Raw genomic sequence first — 18833 nt, 5'->3', positions numbered from 1 at the left:
ATGGCCTAAGAGCGCCCTTATTTCCTTTCAATTAATTTTTTGATTTCTTCTTCACTCATCTCCAATTTACGACAGATTTCAGGCAGAACTTGATGCGTCAAGCGCTGACTTTCTATGATTTCATTGACGTAAATATCAGGGTGAATTTGCGGTGGGAAGAGCCCCATCATTTCGGCTTCAGTATAGTCGTACAGTTCTTCATGATCTTTGTTGAGTAGGTGAAGCAGTTCTGCTCGTAGCGGTAAACGGTGTTGATAAGCGTGGCATTTCAGTGCAGTAATATAACCCTGAACTTTTAATCCAGTCTCGCGTTTAAAAGTGTCTAATAATGGGAAGCGGTCTTTTTCTTTTAAAACGTGATAAGCCGCAAGCTCGACCAAGATTTCATCCCAATAGTGGTAATATTGGAATTCGACTTCAGGAGCTTCTGCAATACTTTCAAAGAAGTTTTGGTAGTAGCAATCCAAGTTGATCATTGCGTTGAATATCTCAGATAGAAGCGATGCAACCTCGTTATTTTCAATGATCTCGATTGATTCCAGTTCAATACCGATGTCTGGTGAAAAAGACATTCCTGCTTGGAGTAGGGCGGCGAGCACTTGTTCACATAGCGAGGTTTTATCTTCGTCCAACAGGGAGCAAGGAACATCAAATAAGCTACGTTCGCAAGCTTCCTGTGCCAGTACATTAGTCAGGGTCTGCCATTGCTTTAATGGCTTTAGCCCACCAATGGCAAGAATCGTTAAGCTATCTATGTATTCCTCACCAATGGTCATGCATTCGAGTTGTTGACTCAGCTCTGTTGGGACGTCTGGTGATGATGATTCGAGCCATGTTAATAGTTGAGGTTCATCGACGTGAAGTTTATGCGCAAGCGCATTCAAAGAGCCCATCTCTTGCGCTGCAAGTAAGATTAAAACGTTATCGTCGTCTAAATAAAGGTTGGCATTATTGAAAGCGCCGGTAAGGTGGTGTTCAATTGAGGTTAATGTCATTTTTTATAAATACCTTGTTTTACTATTGGTTAATGTTTGCATGATGTTAAGTAGTGAGTGGTGATTTCTTTTCGGAAATGGCCAAGTTCTTGGCTGACTATCTCCTTTCGAGAATCGTAGGATTCTTGTGTCACCGTAGCGTTCATTCTCTCTTGCGCATAACTATAACGAAGGCCATGTGCGCCGAGGGACCAGCCAAACACGGACTTTGATAATTGACTAAAAGCATTGCTAAATTTTTTCCCACCGGTTATGTCGTAGTACGTTTTGATTTTTACTTTTCTATCTACAACAATTTTCGGTTCAGTTAAGCGTTTTGTTTCAAGTAAATACGCCAACTTATGGGGAAGCAGTACCTCCCGAGAAAGTCCACCTTTTCCTGTCACGATATATTTGACGCCTTCTAACCCTTTAAAACGCGACTCTGACCACTTTCTATTTTTGGATGGAATGCTTTCATCGATGCGCCTAATCGTTAACAACTCCTGAGCTCGCAATCCTGCTGAAAAAGCGATGGCTGTAGACAGGCGCATTTGTTCTTTTTGGTGACTCATTAGGGTGGTGACTTGCTCATAAGAGTAAGCTCTATTCACCCATTGACGAGGTGTTAATTCGCCGTTTATCTCCACCTTTTTACCCGGTTCATAAACATTAATAATACGTTGTAATAGGGTGCGTTGATTTTCTAAAGAACGTGCAGCAATGTTGTTTTTTTGGGATTCAATGTATTTATTTGCAATGTCTAATGTGATTTGCTTTACTCGCTTAACCCCAATTTTTCTCATAATTAAAGCCGTCACTTCAATATGGCGATTATAGGTTGTGACACTACGAAGTTTATTGGGCGCTTGCGACTTTGTTTTACCTAATCCATTGTAATAGTGATGATAAAACCGATTAACCTGCTCTTCAATTCTATTTATTGTTCGGTTTTGTTTTTTATTCATAGACCCCCACTCCCTCCCAATGCTTGATGCGATTATAAAGAGCCGTTTTGCTAACAATAATATCCTTTTCGTTTTTTAACCAATAAATGATTTCACCATAGGAACAGTGGTAGTTTTGCCTCAAAATGAGGATCTCACATCTATGATGATCAATGATACTTCCCTTTTTTTTGCTTTTATGATGAATGTGAGAAGACGTTGAAACAGTTGGTTTGGGCATTGCCTCAATAAGCATCTCTAGACTGATTTCTTGTTTCATCGGTAGACATCCAGTAATCGTATCTTCTTTTTATCGTCGACGTTGAAATTGTTATGCCACAATATTCACTGAACCAAAATGATATATTATTAAAGCTCGCGCCTAATTGCCTCAATATTAAAACTTCATTTTTATATGAATCAATTTTAGAGCACCTTATCTTTCGATAATGTGATCGTAATTGTTCAACATCCAACGCAAGTTTATTGTTAAGTGGACAGGTTCTTTTATTCGTCATAAATGTAATGATTCAAAGCGTTGCGTTTAAGTGTTCATGATAGTTTGCCACATGTAAAGCGGTATTTGTAGTAATGACGTGCCCCTCAGGGCTAATTTCCTAATCAGCCCTGAGGGGGCACGGGGATGAAAACGGGGGATTTCGGTATTACGTTGAGGCAAGGTGTAAATAAATGAGGCAGTAAAGAGAAATAACACGGATGAGGCAGTGGCAAGGTGAAAAATGGAGCGAACGCGACAACCTTGTTGATGGGGCAATATATTGTGGTCTGAGGCAGGAGGGGAAAGGGAAAGCAAAGGGGTGAGGCAAAAGAAATAAAGCGTTAAGCGATCAGTTCTGTGTATTAATACGTGGTCAGTATAATAATAAATTATTGTTGGGCGAAACTTTAAATAGTGTAACACAAAATAAAAAATAAATACTCGTTAGAAATAATTATTTTTAATGAGTATTTTTCCTTTCCATTTTGATAAATTTTCTCGTGACTTTATTCAAAGAGGAAAAACAGATGGCAAAAGGTCTTTTTATTTTTGATGGCAATATTGGTATGACACCAGAATTGCGTTGGCAGCCGGCGAATGACCGTTCGAATGGTGAAGCTAGACCGTTATTAAAATTTAACGTCAAGTACGACCGTTTAATTAAAACACAAGATCCAGAGCGTCCTTATGAAGATAAGGGCGGGTTTTGGGTGGACATCAGTTATTGGGGGCGTGACGCCGAAGCGTTAAGCAAGTTATTACAAAAAGGCATGCGCGTGCGTATTGAAGGCGAACTCCGTATCGACGTTTGGGAAGATAAAAATAACCCAGGCCAAATGACGTCAGGCATGGCATTAACGGCTTCATTAATTACCATCATGGCGCAGCGTGTTGACGCCGTGTTATTAAAAAAGCCACAGCAGTCAGGGGCGCATAATAACCCAGCCTCTCAACCAGATATTTAAAAGGTGGGCGAGAGATGAGAGGAGTAAATTTATCTAACGCGATTGCAGCACTTCGATTTCGAATGCGCGCACGCCGAAGTGGTGACGCCGACCAACGCGCTCAAGCGGAGCTCGGCGTCAAAGCGCAAGAGCCATTTTGTTCGCAAGTGCAGCAGGCTTTAATTGGCAACCGTGAAGGCATGACGCTCAGTAAGGTCACACCTGGTTGGGTGAAACAGCAACTCGCCAGCAAGGTGACGACATCATGATGGGTGACTTGTTATTGGGTCAGCGCTTTCTTTATCAAGAAGGCTCTCTAAAGGTGACGCTGTCACCTTGTTTGTACGTCGGTTGGAGGTAAACCATGCGTGTGTTTTTATGTGAAAAACCGTCCCAAGGACGAGACATTGCCAAAGTACTTGGTTGTCATGAAAAAATCGAGGGGGCGCTGCGCGGCCAAGGGGTGGTCGTGACCTGGGGATTTGGGCATATTTTGTCTCAAGCTGACCCAGAGCATTATGACGTTGCATTAAAAGCTTGGTCGTATGACACGCTCCCTATCGTGCCGACTGTTTGGCAAATGGTGGTGCCGCCCGACAAGAAGAAACAGTTCAATGTCATCAAGAAATTATTGGCCAGCGCGACAGAGGTGGTGATAGCCACCGATGCCGACCGTGAAGGGGAAGTGATTGCTCGTGAGATTTTAGAGTTTGTGGGTTACCAAGGCCAAGTCTCTCGACTTTGGCTCAGCGCCTTAGACGAAGCGAGTATTCGTAAAGGTCTGGATAATCTCAAACCCGGCAGTGAAACCGAATCGCTCTATTGGGCCGGGCTTGGCCGCAGTCAAGCCGACTGGTTGTTGGGTATGAACCTAACGCGGCTTTGCTCTCTAGTGGGACGGGAAGCCGGTTATCGCGGCGCTTTATCGGTGGGCCGCGTCCAAACGCCCACCTTACGGTTGGTGGTTGAGCGAGACTTGGCCATCGCTCACTTTGTCTCTAAACCGTTTTATGACGTCGTCGGTGACACGGGCTTTTCGTCTAAATGGCAAGTGCCAGAGGCGCAGAGTGATGAATTAGGGCGTTGTTTGTCTCGTGAGGGAGCTGAGTGTGTGGTTCGTGACTGTCAGGGACAAGCGGCGACCGTGACGGCGTTTGATACCAAGCGCCAAAAAGCCAAACATCCCGCACTGTTTTTCTTGGGCTCTCTGCAGAAGGCCATGTCGGCTCAGTTCGGTTACACCGCGCAGCAAGTGCTCGATACGGCGCAAGCCTTGTATGAAAAGCACAAACTGACCACCTACCCGCGTACCGATTGTGCGTTCTTACCGGTGAGCCAGCAGGGCGAAGTGACTCAAATTTTGAGGACGCTGGGTCAGACCTCAGACTTCGCATCGATGTGCCAGGGCGCGGACGGGGCAATAAGCAGCGCGTGTTGGAACGATAAAAAAGTGGCGCAGAGTTCGCACCACGCCATCATTCCTACCGCGAAAGTGCCGGTGCTCACTGGATTGACGGAGCGCGAAAAACACGTGTATCAGGCCATCGTGCAGCGTTACGTGGCTCAGTTCTATCCGCATGCCGAAGATGACGCCACTGTGATTGAATTGCAGTGTGGGGGGCACCGTTTTAAAACGTCCGGCAAAGTGGAACGCGTCAAAGGCTGGCGGGTAGTCACTAAGGAAGAAAAAGAAGAGGGGAAAGGGAAGAGCGAAGACAGCGTATCTCAATCTTTGCCCTCTCTAACGGTTGGTCAGTCACTGACGTTTTCCAATGTCAATGTGGTGAGTAAGAAAACCACGCCGCCTTCTGCGTTTACCGAAGGGACGCTCCTCGATGCCATGGCCAATATTGCACGCAGCGATAATGTTCCGGCTCAATTCAAAGCGATTTTGAAAGAGACAGCAGGACTTGGCACGCAAGCGACGCGCGCGGCCATCATTGAGACGCTCAAAAAGCGCGGCTTTGTGGAAGCGAAAGGAAAAAAGCTCCTAAGTAGCGAAGCAGGGCGCGGTTTGATTCAGGCGCTACCGAACGAAGTGAGCAACCCGGTGATGACCGCGATTTGGGAGCAGTCGCTCGAAAGCATTGCCAAGCGAGAGATGAGCCTCGATGCCTTTATGCAAAACCAAGAAGGATTTGTGCGCGCCATTGTCAGCAAGGTGAAGTCTGGGGACATCACCATTACCTTACCGAAAGTCGTAGAGCCCGAAGCGCCCTGCCCGTTGTGTGGCAAGACAATGCGTCTTCGCTCGACCAAGAAACCGTTTTGGGCGTGTGAAGACCGTGAGCAATGTGGTCTTGTTCTCGATAGCGTGCGCGGCAAGCCTGCCAAAAATCAAAAGTGTGTCTGTGGCAAAGGCGTGTTAGTGCGCAAGTCTGGGAAAAACAAAGGCAGTTTCTATTGGAGCTGCAGCGCGTGGAAACAAGGTTGTCAGAAACGTCATTTCGATGACAAAGGCAAGTTAGGAAAGGAGATGGGCTCATGATAGTCGCTCGTTCGTTATCACCGGCTGAGCCCGACCTGATGGAAGGACGCACATTGGCATTGCTTCGTATTCTGAGCTTAGAGGGGGTGGAAGTGGTTCAGTACCACGCCCCTAAAGGCGGATGGACGCACGATGCGCTGGAGTGTGTTGATTATTTATCAGTGAGTCCTGATGGTTGGGATGCTTATCTCGGTGAGCAGTGGATTGGCTCCTCTGAGGTTTGAATTCAAGAAAGAGTCGAATAATGAGTCGGCTAGACGACACAAAAATTCAGCTTTAAGCGCTTAATGGGTGAGAGGGATATGAGGCAATTTCTCACAGAAGGTCAGCTTGAGGCGTTGTTGTCGATGTATTCAGAGCGGGACTTTCCTAACAATACTCGAGAGGCGGTGCGCCTTCGTATTATTCATGGTCACACTTACGAGTTGGCGGAGTTTATCACCGGCGTTTCGCGCCGCAATATTTATAACGGGGTGAAAAAATTGAAAGTCGCGCATGACGTTATGTTGAAAACCTATGGAGGGGAAGGATGAGTCCGTCTATCGAGATGACGTTGCTTGAGTTTTTCAAGCGAGCCCGTCGCCCACTGTATTATAAATCTAAATTGAATCAGCTTCGTAATCATGAAGTCTTGTCACTGGGTGGGGTTCGTCAATCTATCGGTCAACGTCGTTTTGCGTATGGCCAAGCCTACCTCAAGAAACTGACGAAAGGCCAATATACCTTTGTTGGGTTATGGACGTTACCTAGTAAACCTGAGCGTCAAGATTGCTGGATACAAGGCACCTTTACTTTAAGTAAAGGCGTGATGCGTTTTGAGTCAAGCGTGACAATCGCGCATTTGCACGGCTTTTTTAAAGTCTGTCGTTATCTTGGGGTGCATAAGCGAGCCTGTGTCACGCAATATCACCGTGCTAGCGAGGCCTATAGACAGGCGCAACGTCAATGGGAGCAACAGTGGGAAGACTCGGAGAATGAATATACCACTCACCTTGAGCCAGAAGATTTTTCTTACACATTGTCGATAAGGATAGGGCCTAGACCTTCTCGTTCTGATTTTGGTTGTTGGTTTCTTGCGCACGGGCACTCGCCGCTTTTTGATGGTGAAGTGATGAGCTTTCATCATTTGAATCTGGATAGGGTGGACTTTGACACCCACGACCGCATGGTGACGCCTCCGCGCAGTGCGTTAATTCAAAAAGGGGAGGCGCTATGAACACGTTAACGGCCTTGCCGCCACCCCAAGTGTTACTGTCATCGACGATGGCTTCGTTTCACGGTATGGAGGGTGAACAAGCGCAATCGAAGGTGCTGACATGGCAAACGCTCTACCGCTTTTTAAATGGCCAGTCTTGGCGAAGAATGGTCAAACGCGAGCAAGATGGGGCATTAGATACGTTAGTGCTTGCTGGACTCTTTCGTCTCGTTAAGCACCCCAATCAAAAAGTCACCATGCAGCGTCTCTCGTTAACGTGGGAGGGGGAGCGTAATCTCCACGGGTCTTGGGTTGGATGCCAGTATTCGCCTGATTTTATGATGCAATGTCGTCAGGATTCATTGGCGTGGCGGTTTTACAACATATTGGAATACGTAATAGGCGCGCTATTGTCGGATTTGGAAAAGCAAGGGATTCAAGCGCTCAGCGTGCCAGTGAAAGCGCCGAAAAACTGCCATTATGACGGGATGGATACGACGCCAGTACCGATGGCTTACTTTGATATGGGGAAAACAACCAAACAGTGGGTTTCAGAGCGGTTTGGTCGGCAATTTGGCTTCCTTGAACATGGCATCAAGCAAGGTGGACGCGCGCTCTATAAACACCTGTGGGATTTTGTCGATAAAGAGAAGTTGTCGCTCTACCTGCAAATATATCAATGCTCGCTGAGCCAGGTATCTTTTGGATGTCTGCACTCCTTTAGTAATAAGGTTAAGGATGTGAGTGCCTATCAACGCCACCGAGTATGGTTGCCCTGGTTAAGTGTGTTGCCAGGTGGAGTTAACCGCAATATACATCCCAATGTATTCAGCTACGAACATTTACTGGCACATTTGCCTGCAGAGGTCAGTAAAGGCGCCATTCGAAAAATTAATCGTCAACCAAGAAAAGTTCAAGCTTTGCTTATCGAAGCAAGGATGTGGACACCCTCAGAGCTGTCGCTGCTTGATGCGCTCACGGGGTATTCCACCACGATTCAGGTTCGCCTCTTATCAACCATAAGGGACCCAAAGGCGCGACATGACCATTACGGGGTTTTGGATTTTGAGCGCCTTCAGCGTGTGGTGTTTCGATGGGCGCAATACTTCAAGCCCATGATTGGTCGCGTTAAGGTGCGCAAACAAAAAGAGCAATGGCGCCGAGCTCTCAACCAATTTAATGATGTGTTTGATTGGGTAGAGCGCGAGGATGCCGTTATCCACAAAAATCAATCTTGGTACGCTTTGGTCCAGCAACATGAACGTTGGGTGACCAGAATGAACGCCGACAGGTTGAAGGTGGACATACAAATGGATGCGTTGACGTGGGAACGAGCTAAGTGGGAGACGTTTGACACGCAAGGCATAACAGTGGAAGAAATCACCACAGGATTTGGACTGAGAAGGGAAGGCAGAGAAATGGAGCACTGTGTCTTTTCTTACCTCGATGATTGTGTGAAGCAGCGTTATCGCGTGTTTACATTGACCTCTGATGCCGATCGAACGACGTTAGGACTTTATCAAGATCCCATATCTCGCTTTGTACAATACGATCAATTGCGCGGTGCAAGAAACGACTTGAGCAGTCAAGCTATGGAGCAGGTGGCGAAGCAGTTGATTGAGACTATAAATAAGACGAAAAATGAAGGACATTAAAATGATAGATTCAATTACGCTGACTAAAATTCCAACATTAAAAGATGTTGATCCTAGAACTGACATGAGATGTGACATTCCCATTCGATTGCATTATTGCTCAGAAAGCCATCATGAGTACCAATCTCAAAAAGCGCAAATAGCGGTAGGTGCCATTTTGCCTAACGACGACATTGAAGAGAGACTGGAACAAAGCCAGCTCACGTTATCTGTTGAAGCATCTCGCTATCTGCTTGCGCATATATCCTATGCGTATTTTGATTACGGAATTGATGTGGTTCATACCAGCGTGCTCCCTTATAAAGGGGAGGGCTACTTATCCCTGAGTAATCCTCGATACATTGGAACCGGCTTGAACAATGACTATATCCAGGACTTGAGCCTGTTGGAGCATGATGAAATCAGAGGCTTGGTTCAATGGATGAAGAAGTATAAGGAAGAAGGTTGGTATCTCGTGGGGCTTCATGATGTGCATATCTCAGGAGAGTTATGCGAAAACATTCAGTTTACGTTGTTTTTAAGCCCCTATGTGTTTGCGCTTGAAGATAGGTTAGCGGCACTGACAGAAGGTCACGACAAAAAGTAAGTGGTTTTTGTTTCAGCTCAGCGACTCTTCATCTAGGTTGAGCGTAGGTTTTGGATGCTGCTGCAGTACTTTAGACAGCACGCCACGGTTCACGTTGAGCGTTCGGGCTACTTTGGTTTTATTTTGGCTGATGAGATCGACGGACTCTTGGAATATGACGGGTTTAAAAGCGTCCAGTATGACGCTGACGTCTGGTATTTCAGCCTTCTCGTCAAACTGAGCCAGATACGATTTTAAACTGGCTTTGAAGGCTTTTTTAGCTTGTTTCATTTCGTCAGAAGGGGGCGTTTGCATGAGGATTACCTTAGAGCATGAATTGGAGCGTGCAGCGGGAATCGAACCCGCATCATCAGCTTGGAAGGCTGAGGTAATAGCCATTATACGATGCACGCAACGAAGCGCCTGTGAGGAGAGCTCCGGCCAATGGAGTTCCTGTACCCCACTGGCGCAAGCATTGTAATGAATTATCGTTTTGGTTCAAGGGGGATTTGAGGCATGATTTGCTGATAAGGGCACTTAAACTAGATTTTGATGGTCGTTTTTTGTTGAGAAGATATTTAAAACGTCCGTTACTCACGTCAAGGGTATCAAGGACTCGGGGCTGGTAATGCGATCAGGGAATAGAGCGCAAACTCTAAGCGGTTTATGCCCCAAAATCATTTTCGCACGCTTCATCTTCACTGTTCTGTTGCTATCTCTTTAGCCCAATATCTTCTTACGAGTGTGAATATTTATTCAATTATAGACAAAGAGCAACCGTGATTGCATTTACGCTCGTTTGAATTGAGTTGCAAACACCACAAAACTGCCTTCATTCATTTACCTTAAATATGTAACTTATTTTTAAGTCATTTACAGGTATGCGTGAGTCATCTCACATTAATTTATTCAATGAAAACTTTTTCATATCCCACACTTTATTCGCGGAATTATCCTCCCCATATATTGTGATACCGACTCAGAAAAAGTCCACATGGTGTGGATTCACATTAATATCATGCTGAGTGAAGGAGATTAGAATATGAGCACTCCATCTATTGAATTCTTTCCTGTAGATAACGGGGATATGACTTTAATAACAACAAAAAATAAAAAGCGAATTTTGATTGATTGCAACTATCGACAACCATCCGATGATGTCGTCGATGTTAAGTCAATGCTTAGAGAGCGACTAGATAGGAATGATGATAATCAGCTATTTATAGATGCATATCTGATTACTCATCCAGATCAGGACCACACTAGAGGCTTCAAGGAAATTTTCCATACAGGCTCCCCTGATGACTGGAAAGAAAAAGACGACAAAATAATTATCAATGAACTTTGGTCATCTCCAAGGGTGTTCCGTAGAGCAAGCCGAAAGCCCGAAAAGAATGGTAACGCAACCAATACTCTTACAGATGACGCTAAAGCAATTAACACCGAGGCTAAGCGTAGAGCTAACCTTTACAAAGCTAGTGGTACCGTTGGAGAGCTTGGGGACCGTATTGTTATACTGACTCATGATGAAGACGGCAAAACTGAAGGGTATGAAGGTATTGTTGCAGACCTTTACGATGAATTCATTGGGAAAAAATCCGGATTAGATGATGGTTCTATTGAAGGGGTGCTACTTGGTCCAGCAGACCGCCAAGATATTGATGATGAAGAGACAACTTTATCTAAAAATAACTCTAGTGCCATAGTTCGATTTACAATCTCAGACGAACAGGGATGTCCTAACTATTTCTTGAATGGCGGAGATGCTGAGGTTAAGTGCTGGGAGCGCCTCTACGACAACCTAAAAGAAAAAGAGAACACTGACTTTCTTGAGTATGATGTTTTACAGGCTCCACATCACTGCTCATGGCACAGTCTGTCAGAAGACAGTGAATCAAAAGACACTGACCCTCAGCCAAGTAAAAAAGCTATCAATGCACTTGGTAATGCTTTATCAGATTCATTTATTGTTTCAAGTAGCCGTCAATTTGGAGAGAAAACCCCTCCTTCCCCTCTCGCAAGAGAAGAATATGAAAACATTTTGGATAATGTCGAAGGTCAATTCTTATGCGTCGCCGATGAGGAAGACGACTCTGGCAAACCTACATCGCTCCTCATCACATTTGAGAATGGCAAAGCTATTAAATCGGTCCCTCCTGTAGTTTTTTCGACCATGAGTAACCCAAAGACGGTGAAAAAGGAAGGCAAAAATACTTATGCGTAAACCGATCGGTGCTGCGCTGTTGTCGCTTGGGTCTGTACTGTTCAAGCGCTACAACGCACGGTTGCTGACCTCAAAGAAGGCAAAGGAGTGGAAACTTCCTTTGCCTCAAGAACACAGGGCATGGGTAATAAAAACGGATATAACTCTTGACGGTGAGCAACTCTCACTTGTTGTGCTAGCAAAAGAGACGTTCCCTTATGTGCCTCCGAAAATCTATGTTCGACCTCATACTTCCATTCTGAAGCACCCTCATATCGAAGATGGTGGGCGATTATGTGTTTGGAGTAGTCAGGTAGCCTTTAATCCACATGACCATTCGTACATTCATACCCTAGTTAACGATGCTCATAAAATGGTTTCAAAAACAATCAAAGGTCAATTAGACGATGACTTTGAAAATGGATTCCTAAGTTACTGGACAAATGCAAACCCGCATACCATAAAAGTATCTAGTTTGAATAACTTACAGAGGACCCCATCTAGACAAATATATGTAGCTTATACCAAACAGAAAGGAGTTGTTTTTGCCGACAGTTCCCTAGAACTTAACTCATGGCTGGAAAGGGCTGGCGTCAAACCAAAGTACCGTAATATAACAACTAGCATTCTAATTAGTCTTGATAAACCTTGGAAACCATGCGAATACCCTAAAACATTGGGTGAAATCGAAGATATTCTAATAAAACAGGGATGGGCGTCTGATCCTTTAAATAAGTGTATAGCGGACTTATTATCAGTACCGAAACCTTTTCCGATATTTTTAGTGAGAGTTGAAACCACTAACGGTATAGCCTGCGTGGGGATGAGTCTTGAGACTAACGCTCTAGGTACAGGAAACCGAGGTAAAACATACAGGAAACCCATTTTAGGTAATGGTTATAGGCCTGGCAAGGTTTCTAATAAGGTTCTCTTAGGACGTAGTCGAAATATAAAACTGAATGGTGTCAATGTTGATCGTAAGGATATTAGTTGGATGCTGGGTAGAGATAGGAACAAAGCCTTAAAGGATTTAGGTGAAATCAAGATAGCAGTCCTTGGACTAGGTTCTGTTGGTTCAGGATTACTCCCTCTATTGGTTAGGTCCGGGTTTAAAAAATTTGTACTGGTAGATGGGGATATTCTGGAACCAGCAAACATCGGTCGTCATTGGTTAGGAGAGCAACATGTTGGCCAAAATAAAGCAAAAGCTTGTGAAGATGAACTTAATCGCATGTTTCCTTGGGTTGAAGTAGATTTATGCAGCCAGAGTGAATGGTTTAAAGATGAAGCAACTATTGAGGAAATAAAGGATTGTGATGTGATAGTGAGTGCTACTGGTGAGTGGGCTTCTGATTGTGCTATGAGAGATTTAACTGAAAAAGAAGATATAATCAGCCCTGTAGTTTTTTGCTTCACGGAAGCTCATGCTACCGCAACTCATTGCTTTGTAAACATGGATGGTAGCTTTGATTATTTTGATTTATTCGATAGTACCGGGATATTAAAGAGACCAGTAACGACTTACCAAGAGAGTACTGTTGAAGCGCTACCGTCTTGTGGAGGGTTTTATCAACCTTACGGGGCAATTGAATTGAGTTATGGACATGGAATGATCTGTGAAACGATCTGTAATATTGTCCACAGTGGAGAAGTAGATAGTAATTTGAAGCATACTGTTTGGGTTGGTCGAAAGTCTTTAGTAGAAAGTACCGGAGGTACTTGGAACAGCGATTGGGTTATGGCACATGGAGATCCAGAGCAAGGATCAAAAATTATCCGAGTCGAGGAGTTGGCAAATGGAGTTTAGTTCTCACCAACTAAGGGGGTTAAAAGTCGTCCTAACAGAACAAGCTGCTAAAGCACTGTGCGGCTATTTCCAAAAGAGGAGTGATAGTGAATCTGGTGGAATGCTTTTTGGTACCTTTAAGGACGGCTTAGTTGAGATTAAATCTATATCTGAGCCTAACTTTTTTGATCGGAGAGCTAAAACTCGATTTATCCTACACAAAGGCAAAGCAAACAAGACAATTGAAAGATTTCATAAAAAAGGGCTGCATTACCTTGGAGATTGGCATACTCATTCTGAAGAGTCACCAAGCCCATCAAGAGAAGATATCAATACAATAAGGAGCACGTTTAAAGAGTCTTCTCATCAATTAAGATTCTTTATAATAATGATCCTTAGCAACAAATCTCTAGACAATAGTTACTTATCACTTACAAACGGACATAGGGAATTTTTGTTTAATGCCACCTAGTAATGAGAACGAAGCACAACTGAGTGTCGATGTCGAACAAGGAGTGAAGGAAGAAGGGTATTCCGTAGTCTGGGTAAGTCTATATTTGTTGGGGCTTCTTAGTGTTCCTTTTTCTTACTTTATTGCCTGCTCATACGCGGCATTACCAACTTGGCTCAGCAAGCATCAGTTGTTAGTTGAGTGTGTGCTTTTTGGCCTAATCGGTGGGTGTTTATATTGCTTGAGGGCCGTCTATCTGAATAGATGTGTTCGGAAAAGTTGGGATACAATTTGGTTGAGTTGGTATGTATTACGTCCCTTAGTCTCCTTAATTATGGGAGGAATGACATACTTCATGATCAACGTAGGCTTAATAGCTATTGGTGGAAAAGCCATTAGCTCACCCGAACACCTATTTTATATTCTCGCTTTTTTTTCAGGTTTGAACGTAGATGGATTTTTAAAGAAATTCGAAGGACAAATTTCGAAGACTACTGGCGTAAGGGAAAGTAAACAGAGCTCTTCAAGTAGCAATGGGTAACTTAATAACCACCTACTTTTAGCAGGTGGTTGTTAGTTTATGTACATTAAGTGAGTATTAATTCAAGTTAATGGTATTGCGTGGATCTTTAGTAGGTTTTTTAATCTAACCAATAATTGTCCAGAGTCTTCATAGACCTGAATTTTGACTCGTGGCACTTTCTAACTCGAAAGTACCCCATTTTGTGCTACGGCTCGAACTGTTATTTCAGATAATTTTCCAGTTTTAATATATGCCAGAAGCAAGACCAGACCTCGCAGCTCACCATTAGATTTTTGAAATGTCGATATCTCTATACTCTAATGCGAAACAGTTATCTCGTGAGATAAATGCTTCTCTCAAAATTACTATTGGCACATGGCTTTCTCTGTTGGAATTTATAGTATTAGTTATATTTGCGATAAGTTTTCTCTTATCGTCAGGGAAATCGCACCCTAGCGTAATACTACAAATCCGAGCGTTAATTTTTGTACGGTCAGTATTCGGGTACTCGAAGCTCTCAAAGTGGATTTTTTCTTTAACATTAGTGAATATTCTAACTTCATTTTCGTAAGACCAGTCGTTATTTTTAGTTAGAAGGTACTGATTAAAAACATATGAATCTTTTTCTAAGTTCCTTTTTGATTCATCTATATAGCTCACTTTTTCTACGCCAACTCCGCAAGGGAGTTCCCCACCAAACCAATACTCGACCATTATGCCTTGGTGCTCTTGGGCATAGTGAGACCACATCAACATAGAATTGTTGTTGTTCGAGAGCGAGCAAATGCGATAGTTGGTATCTATGAGGTTATTCGAATCAAGGTTACTTAATGTTGGTAGTTCGATGGGGTCATTTAACTGTTTTTTTGACGCTAAATAGAAGTACTGGTTTGAAAGTGCATCAATACTATTGACATTAAAAGGGGAATACTTAAAAAGTCGGCCTGATTTTGCTGTAAAGGTGTGCCATTTGAACTGGTTGATCAAGTCAGCGTTGTACCAGTGTCGCAAATCATTATATTCTTCTTCTGCTATTTCAACGTCGGGTAGTCTTTCTGCACAGCTAATGTAATTACCAATGATAATGTGATTGTAGTCTTTTGATGAGTGCATTAGCCCTATCGCAAGCTTGTAGTATTCAAATGCATGACTAAATTCTTTTCTGCGCTCATGACACACGCCAATACAATTGTACGATGACATGGTTGGCTGGTTACAAGCATGAAACTTCGTGACATGTTCTATGACGAAATCAAATTCATTGCACTCTATGCCTAAGTTATATAAACGCAGGAAATCGTCACTACTCATATCTCCGTTAGATAGTTTGACTTTCATCTCTGCTAGCTGTGTATCGTAGTATGCCTCGTTCCACTTAGTTTTTAATGACTTTAACTCACAACTCAAATGCTCATAGGTTTGGTGTTTGATTAGGTTGGGGGAGTCAAATGCCTTAATCACTTCTTGATATATTCCCCAACTATCAATCGTATCGTTGAAATGTGTCTTTTCTAGGAACAGTCGCTCTAGCTCATCGATTTTGTGTTTGCATCTAAAAGCTTGATATAGAATTTTAGATTCATCACGCAACGTATCTGCTTTGTCATTAATAAACGCCAAAACTTGCTTGTTCACTGGTTGCTTTAGGTGTGACAACGCTAGCAAGTAATATAGGCGTCCATTTATATCGTGTCGGTAATGCAAATCGTCTGTTGAGGCTTCTTCATGGTAAGTAACGACGTCTTTATATTCTCCAGCCTGAAAAGCTTTTTGTATTAGTACTTGCCTCAGAGGGTTAGCTTTGCCTTTCTCTGATTCCTTAACATAAGCTTGATAAATTGCTTTGTTGTCATCACCCAAGAACTTATCGACCTGCCAGCAACTAAGCTTGTTTATCGCAAACTCTTTACTGATTAAGCTGCGATTGAAATACGCTTCAATGATTTCAACGTTTACTGTCTCCATTGATTCTATGAGGGCTAAGCAATCCTCAACTTCATCAAGATAGAAGAGCGCAAAAACAAGCATATTTCTCCTGCAAGTAACTTTGCTGTCTTGAATTAAAGATTTAATAAACTGCCAGTCTTGAAGAGTAAAGTCTGAGATGTGATTGCTGCGGTAGAACAGGTTATCAATTGTGCGACCTAGTTTCTCAAATTCATTGCTTTCATAATCGAGTTTTAAAGATGTGATGCATGAATTCGTATCATCATCCGTTATAAAAAGTCCCCAATGAGCGTGAGCGTTATGTGGATTTAGTTTTATGGCATGTCGATAGAAGCATGCTGGAATATGTTGTTCATTGAATGAGCTGTAAATCTTATTGGCGGTATCCCCAAGGTAGCAGTAGGCGGACGATTCGTCACCGTGTCGTGAAGTTACTTCGGCAATAACATCATCTAAGCATTCTTGCTTTAGATATTGGATAAAGTAATAAAAACCTAGATACCATTCATTCTCATCGGACAGCCAGCAGCCATTTAGAAAAGTTAGCTTCGAAAATTCTTGATCTTTAATCCAACTGATTATCTTTTTATCATCAATGTTGCTCATGTTATCCATTCTTTAAACCGCTTATTTTATCAAGATTATGAAGAACTAATGGGCTCAGGTCTTGCATTTTTTAAAATTTACAAAGTCACTAACACTTCTGGCCAAATCCGTGTTGGGAGGTACAATACTAATAGATTGCCAACTAATGAAGAATTCGTTATTGCTCAACAATCGGTAGAGCTTCTGTAATCTGAACTGAAGTCTAAGCAAGAAAAAGACAATCAAAAGCGAGCCTAAGTGGCTCGCTTTTTTGTTTTATATGGGTTGGTTAAACCATCACGAACGATACTTTCTTCATCTAGTAGACCTTCGAGTCAACGAGGCTAGAGCTAACTCATTTTTGTCCGTGCGACCTGAGGTCGTATGAAGCGTTGTTCACCGCTTTATGAGTGAACCGTCTGTATCACCAGATGAACCTACGAGCCTGAATAAAGCAGCGGCTCGGACAATGTAACGAAACTTGGCCGTTGGGCTGAGTGGGAAAAGAATCGTGAGAGGAAGTTCCTCCTGAAAACCACAATTCGGGTAAGTGCTAGGTAGTCAGTATGATGAACGTATGTGAATCCATCCAAGGTGCGTTATATGATGAAGCAGCGGAAGTGGTTAATACGCTGTGGCCAAAAGGCAATGAGAGTTGGAAAGAGGTTGGACAGTACTTTTTCGTGGTCGCCGTACTCTCCGCACTTATATGGACTCCTCGTTTTAATCAATGCCTTTTAAAATAGAACGATAGTTGCGCACTTATATACGGGCTCTTATTGGAGAGCTACTCCTGCCCTTTGATGTGTTCGCTCCAATGGTCCGAGTCTATAGCGCAGTATCTAAGTACTTTTGTGCGGATCTGAATTCCATTGGTTGTATTATCGCTTTATTTTATGCAAGTCATTGAATTAAAATTTGATTGACACTACTTATGCTTGAATCGCCAATGGGTGATACTCACTATCACTTTTTATGAGTGCAACGGCGGTTCTAACCGTCTTATTTGCCAGAGCAATAGCAGCTATTTTCTTACCACGTCGCTCTATCATAGATTTTAACCACCGTTCTTTTTCTGTTGTTGGTGCTCGAAGTGTAACTTTGTACACTATAGACATTGCTCCTTGATACAAGAGGCTTCTCAAACGCTTATCTGCGCAACTTTTAGAAATATGCCCTATACGCTCTTTACCGCCAGTAGAGTGTTGTTTAGGCGTTAATCCTATACAAGCAGACGCATCTCGACTTCGAACAAATTCTTTACCATTACCTAAACGTACCATTAGACCTAATGCTACGATTGGCCCAACTCCTTCTAGTTTACTAAGCTTTTTACAGATTTTATTTTGACTGACATGCTCTGTAATTAAACCGTCGTAGTATTCTATTTGTTCTGTATACATAGCTAATAAATCAGATTGAGATGCGAGTACTTGGCGTAAACAATCTGGTAACCCATTTTCTGCATCTTCTAATATTTCTGGGATCCGTTTTGCTAAAGGAGTTATTCCTTTGGGCAAAACGATGCCAAATTCCATTAAGAACCCACGCATTTGATTACTAAGTGCTGTTCGTTGGGCTATCTGTAATGCCCGAGCACGATCCAAACACTGTAGTCCTTGCTCTTCTTCAGACATCTGACTGCAACTAGATATATGAGGAAGTAGAGCGGCAACTCCTATCGCATAAGCATCATTCTTATCCGTTTTCTGTTTGAGTTGTAGACCTTTAACTGCACGAGGTGGGATGACTTTAACTTCATAATTATTTTTCTTCGCTAAGCGAGCCCAGTAATGAGCACCACCACAAGCCTCCATGACCACTAAAGAAAACTTCTTCTTTCCAGTTAGCAGTCTGATCAAACTAGTACGGCTGATAGCTTTGTTCATGAGAACTTCACCATTGATTCTCATATAGCAAACTTGAAATGAGTTTTTCGCTAGGTCGATGGCAAGTATTAGATTCTCTTCCATATCTGAGCTCCACTATTTTTACAGGTGTATTTATAACGTAGTCCCCGAGGGGAGAGGAGTCCATACATCTATAGTGGGCATCTTATGTGGACTCCCCA

The 18833-nt window shown here is 43.1% G+C and carries 19 protein-coding genes and 1 tRNA gene; 13 read left to right on the top strand and 7 right to left on the bottom strand.

The genetic code is table 11. The features are described from left to right. Positions 1-17 precede the first annotated feature (17 nt). Genes SJY39_RS09385 through SJY39_RS09375 form a run of 3 tightly spaced genes read right to left on the bottom strand, consistent with a single transcriptional unit; the run spans position 18 to position 2201 of the window. Entirely contained in the window at positions 18-995 is a 978-nt protein-coding gene (locus SJY39_RS09385) for a hypothetical protein (RefSeq protein ID WP_102333844.1), read from the bottom strand. A gap of 29 nt (positions 996-1024) precedes the next feature. Then, complete coding sequence (locus SJY39_RS09380) at positions 1025-1942, bottom strand: integrase domain-containing protein (RefSeq protein WP_102333843.1); 918 nt, start codon at positions 1940-1942, stop codon at positions 1025-1027. Then, entirely contained in the window at positions 1935-2201 is a 267-nt protein-coding gene (locus SJY39_RS09375; protein WP_102333842.1) for a hypothetical protein, read from the bottom strand. The genes SJY39_RS09380 and SJY39_RS09375 overlap by 8 nt, the downstream gene beginning before the upstream one ends. A 746-nt stretch (positions 2202-2947) precedes the next feature. On the opposite strand from SJY39_RS09375, the gene SJY39_RS09370 reads away from it, so the two are divergent. From SJY39_RS09370 to SJY39_RS09335, 8 genes are all read left to right on the top strand, one after another. Further along, positions 2948-3385 (top strand): single-stranded DNA-binding protein, encoded by a 438-nt coding sequence (locus SJY39_RS09370; protein ID WP_017110288.1) that lies wholly within the window; start codon positions 2948-2950, stop codon positions 3383-3385. Between the two features lie 14 nt (positions 3386-3399). Continuing rightward, entirely contained in the window at positions 3400-3633 is a 234-nt protein-coding gene (locus SJY39_RS09365; protein ID WP_102333841.1) for a hypothetical protein, read from the top strand. Positions 3634-3728: 95 nt separating this feature from the next. Continuing rightward, positions 3729-5852 (top strand): DNA topoisomerase III, encoded by a 2124-nt coding sequence (locus tag SJY39_RS09360; protein WP_102333840.1) that lies wholly within the window; start codon positions 3729-3731, stop codon positions 5850-5852. Continuing rightward, the gene (locus SJY39_RS09355; RefSeq protein WP_102333839.1) at positions 5849-6076 is read left to right on the top strand and encodes a hypothetical protein; all 228 of its coding nucleotides are present in this window, start codon (positions 5849-5851) and stop codon (positions 6074-6076) included. The genes SJY39_RS09360 and SJY39_RS09355 overlap by 4 nt, the downstream gene beginning before the upstream one ends. A 78-nt stretch (positions 6077-6154) precedes the next feature. Then, on the top strand, positions 6155-6385 hold the full coding sequence (locus tag SJY39_RS09350; RefSeq protein WP_235612557.1) for a hypothetical protein: 231 nt from the start codon (positions 6155-6157) through the stop codon (positions 6383-6385). Further along, complete coding sequence (locus tag SJY39_RS09345) at positions 6382-7068, top strand: hypothetical protein (RefSeq protein ID WP_102333837.1); 687 nt, start codon at positions 6382-6384, stop codon at positions 7066-7068. The genes SJY39_RS09350 and SJY39_RS09345 overlap by 4 nt, the downstream gene beginning before the upstream one ends. Beyond that, a complete protein-coding gene (locus SJY39_RS09340) occupies positions 7065-8702 on the top strand; it encodes a PcfJ domain-containing protein (RefSeq protein ID WP_102333836.1) in 1638 nt (545 codons plus the stop codon). Before SJY39_RS09345 ends, SJY39_RS09340 begins: the two co-directional genes overlap by 4 nt. 1 nt (position 8703) lies before the next feature. After that, on the top strand, positions 8704-9288 hold the full coding sequence (locus SJY39_RS09335) for a hypothetical protein (RefSeq protein WP_102333835.1): 585 nt from the start codon (positions 8704-8706) through the stop codon (positions 9286-9288). A 12-nt stretch (positions 9289-9300) separates the two neighbouring features. Here SJY39_RS09335 and SJY39_RS09330 read toward each other — a convergent pair whose 3' ends face one another. Both SJY39_RS09330 and SJY39_RS09325 read right to left on the bottom strand, forming a co-directional pair. After that, the gene (locus SJY39_RS09330) at positions 9301-9582 is read right to left on the bottom strand and encodes a hypothetical protein (protein WP_102333834.1); all 282 of its coding nucleotides are present in this window, start codon (positions 9580-9582) and stop codon (positions 9301-9303) included. A 23-nt stretch (positions 9583-9605) separates the two neighbouring features. Further along, a tRNA-Gly gene (locus SJY39_RS09325) sits at positions 9606-9680 on the bottom strand. A gap of 629 nt (positions 9681-10309) precedes the next feature. On the opposite strand from SJY39_RS09325, the gene SJY39_RS09320 reads away from it, so the two are divergent. The 4 genes from SJY39_RS09320 to SJY39_RS09305 are packed head-to-tail and all read left to right on the top strand — an operon-like array spanning position 10310 to position 14248. Further along, positions 10310-11491, top strand: coding sequence for an MBL fold metallo-hydrolase (locus tag SJY39_RS09320; protein WP_102333833.1), 1182 nt, complete (start codon positions 10310-10312; stop codon positions 11489-11491). Continuing rightward, the gene (locus SJY39_RS09315; RefSeq protein WP_102333832.1) at positions 11484-13277 is read left to right on the top strand and encodes a ThiF family adenylyltransferase; all 1794 of its coding nucleotides are present in this window, start codon (positions 11484-11486) and stop codon (positions 13275-13277) included. Before SJY39_RS09320 ends, SJY39_RS09315 begins: the two co-directional genes overlap by 8 nt. Then, on the top strand, positions 13267-13728 hold the full coding sequence (locus SJY39_RS09310; RefSeq protein ID WP_157938699.1) for a Mov34/MPN/PAD-1 family protein: 462 nt from the start codon (positions 13267-13269) through the stop codon (positions 13726-13728). The genes SJY39_RS09315 and SJY39_RS09310 overlap by 11 nt, the downstream gene beginning before the upstream one ends. Continuing rightward, positions 13718-14248 carry a hypothetical protein gene (locus SJY39_RS09305; protein ID WP_102333830.1) on the top strand — a complete coding sequence of 177 codons (531 nt, stop codon included), beginning with the start codon at positions 13718-13720 and terminating at the stop codon, positions 14246-14248. Before SJY39_RS09310 ends, SJY39_RS09305 begins: the two co-directional genes overlap by 11 nt. A gap of 267 nt (positions 14249-14515) precedes the next feature. Here SJY39_RS09305 and SJY39_RS09300 read toward each other — a convergent pair whose 3' ends face one another. Then, complete coding sequence (locus SJY39_RS09300) at positions 14516-16783, bottom strand: DUF2971 domain-containing protein (protein ID WP_102333829.1); 2268 nt, start codon at positions 16781-16783, stop codon at positions 14516-14518. Positions 16784-17328: 545 nt separating this feature from the next. Here SJY39_RS09300 and SJY39_RS09295 point away from each other — a divergent pair. Then, complete coding sequence (locus SJY39_RS09295) at positions 17329-17508, top strand: hypothetical protein (RefSeq protein ID WP_390241857.1); 180 nt, start codon at positions 17329-17331, stop codon at positions 17506-17508. Between the two features lie 186 nt (positions 17509-17694). On the opposite strand, the gene SJY39_RS09290 is transcribed toward SJY39_RS09295, so the two are convergent. After that, positions 17695-18735 carry an IS110 family transposase gene (locus SJY39_RS09290; RefSeq protein WP_102333785.1) on the bottom strand — a complete coding sequence of 347 codons (1041 nt, stop codon included), beginning with the start codon at positions 18733-18735 and terminating at the stop codon, positions 17695-17697. Between the last annotated feature and the right edge of the window lie 98 nt (positions 18736-18833).

This window comes from Vibrio sp. R78045 (assembly GCF_042466085.1).
GTDB lineage: Bacteria > Pseudomonadota > Gammaproteobacteria > Enterobacterales > Vibrionaceae > Vibrio > Vibrio cyclitrophicus.
The sequence above is the reverse complement of the archived record's forward strand: the minus strand, read 5'-3'. Positions and strand labels throughout refer to the sequence as shown.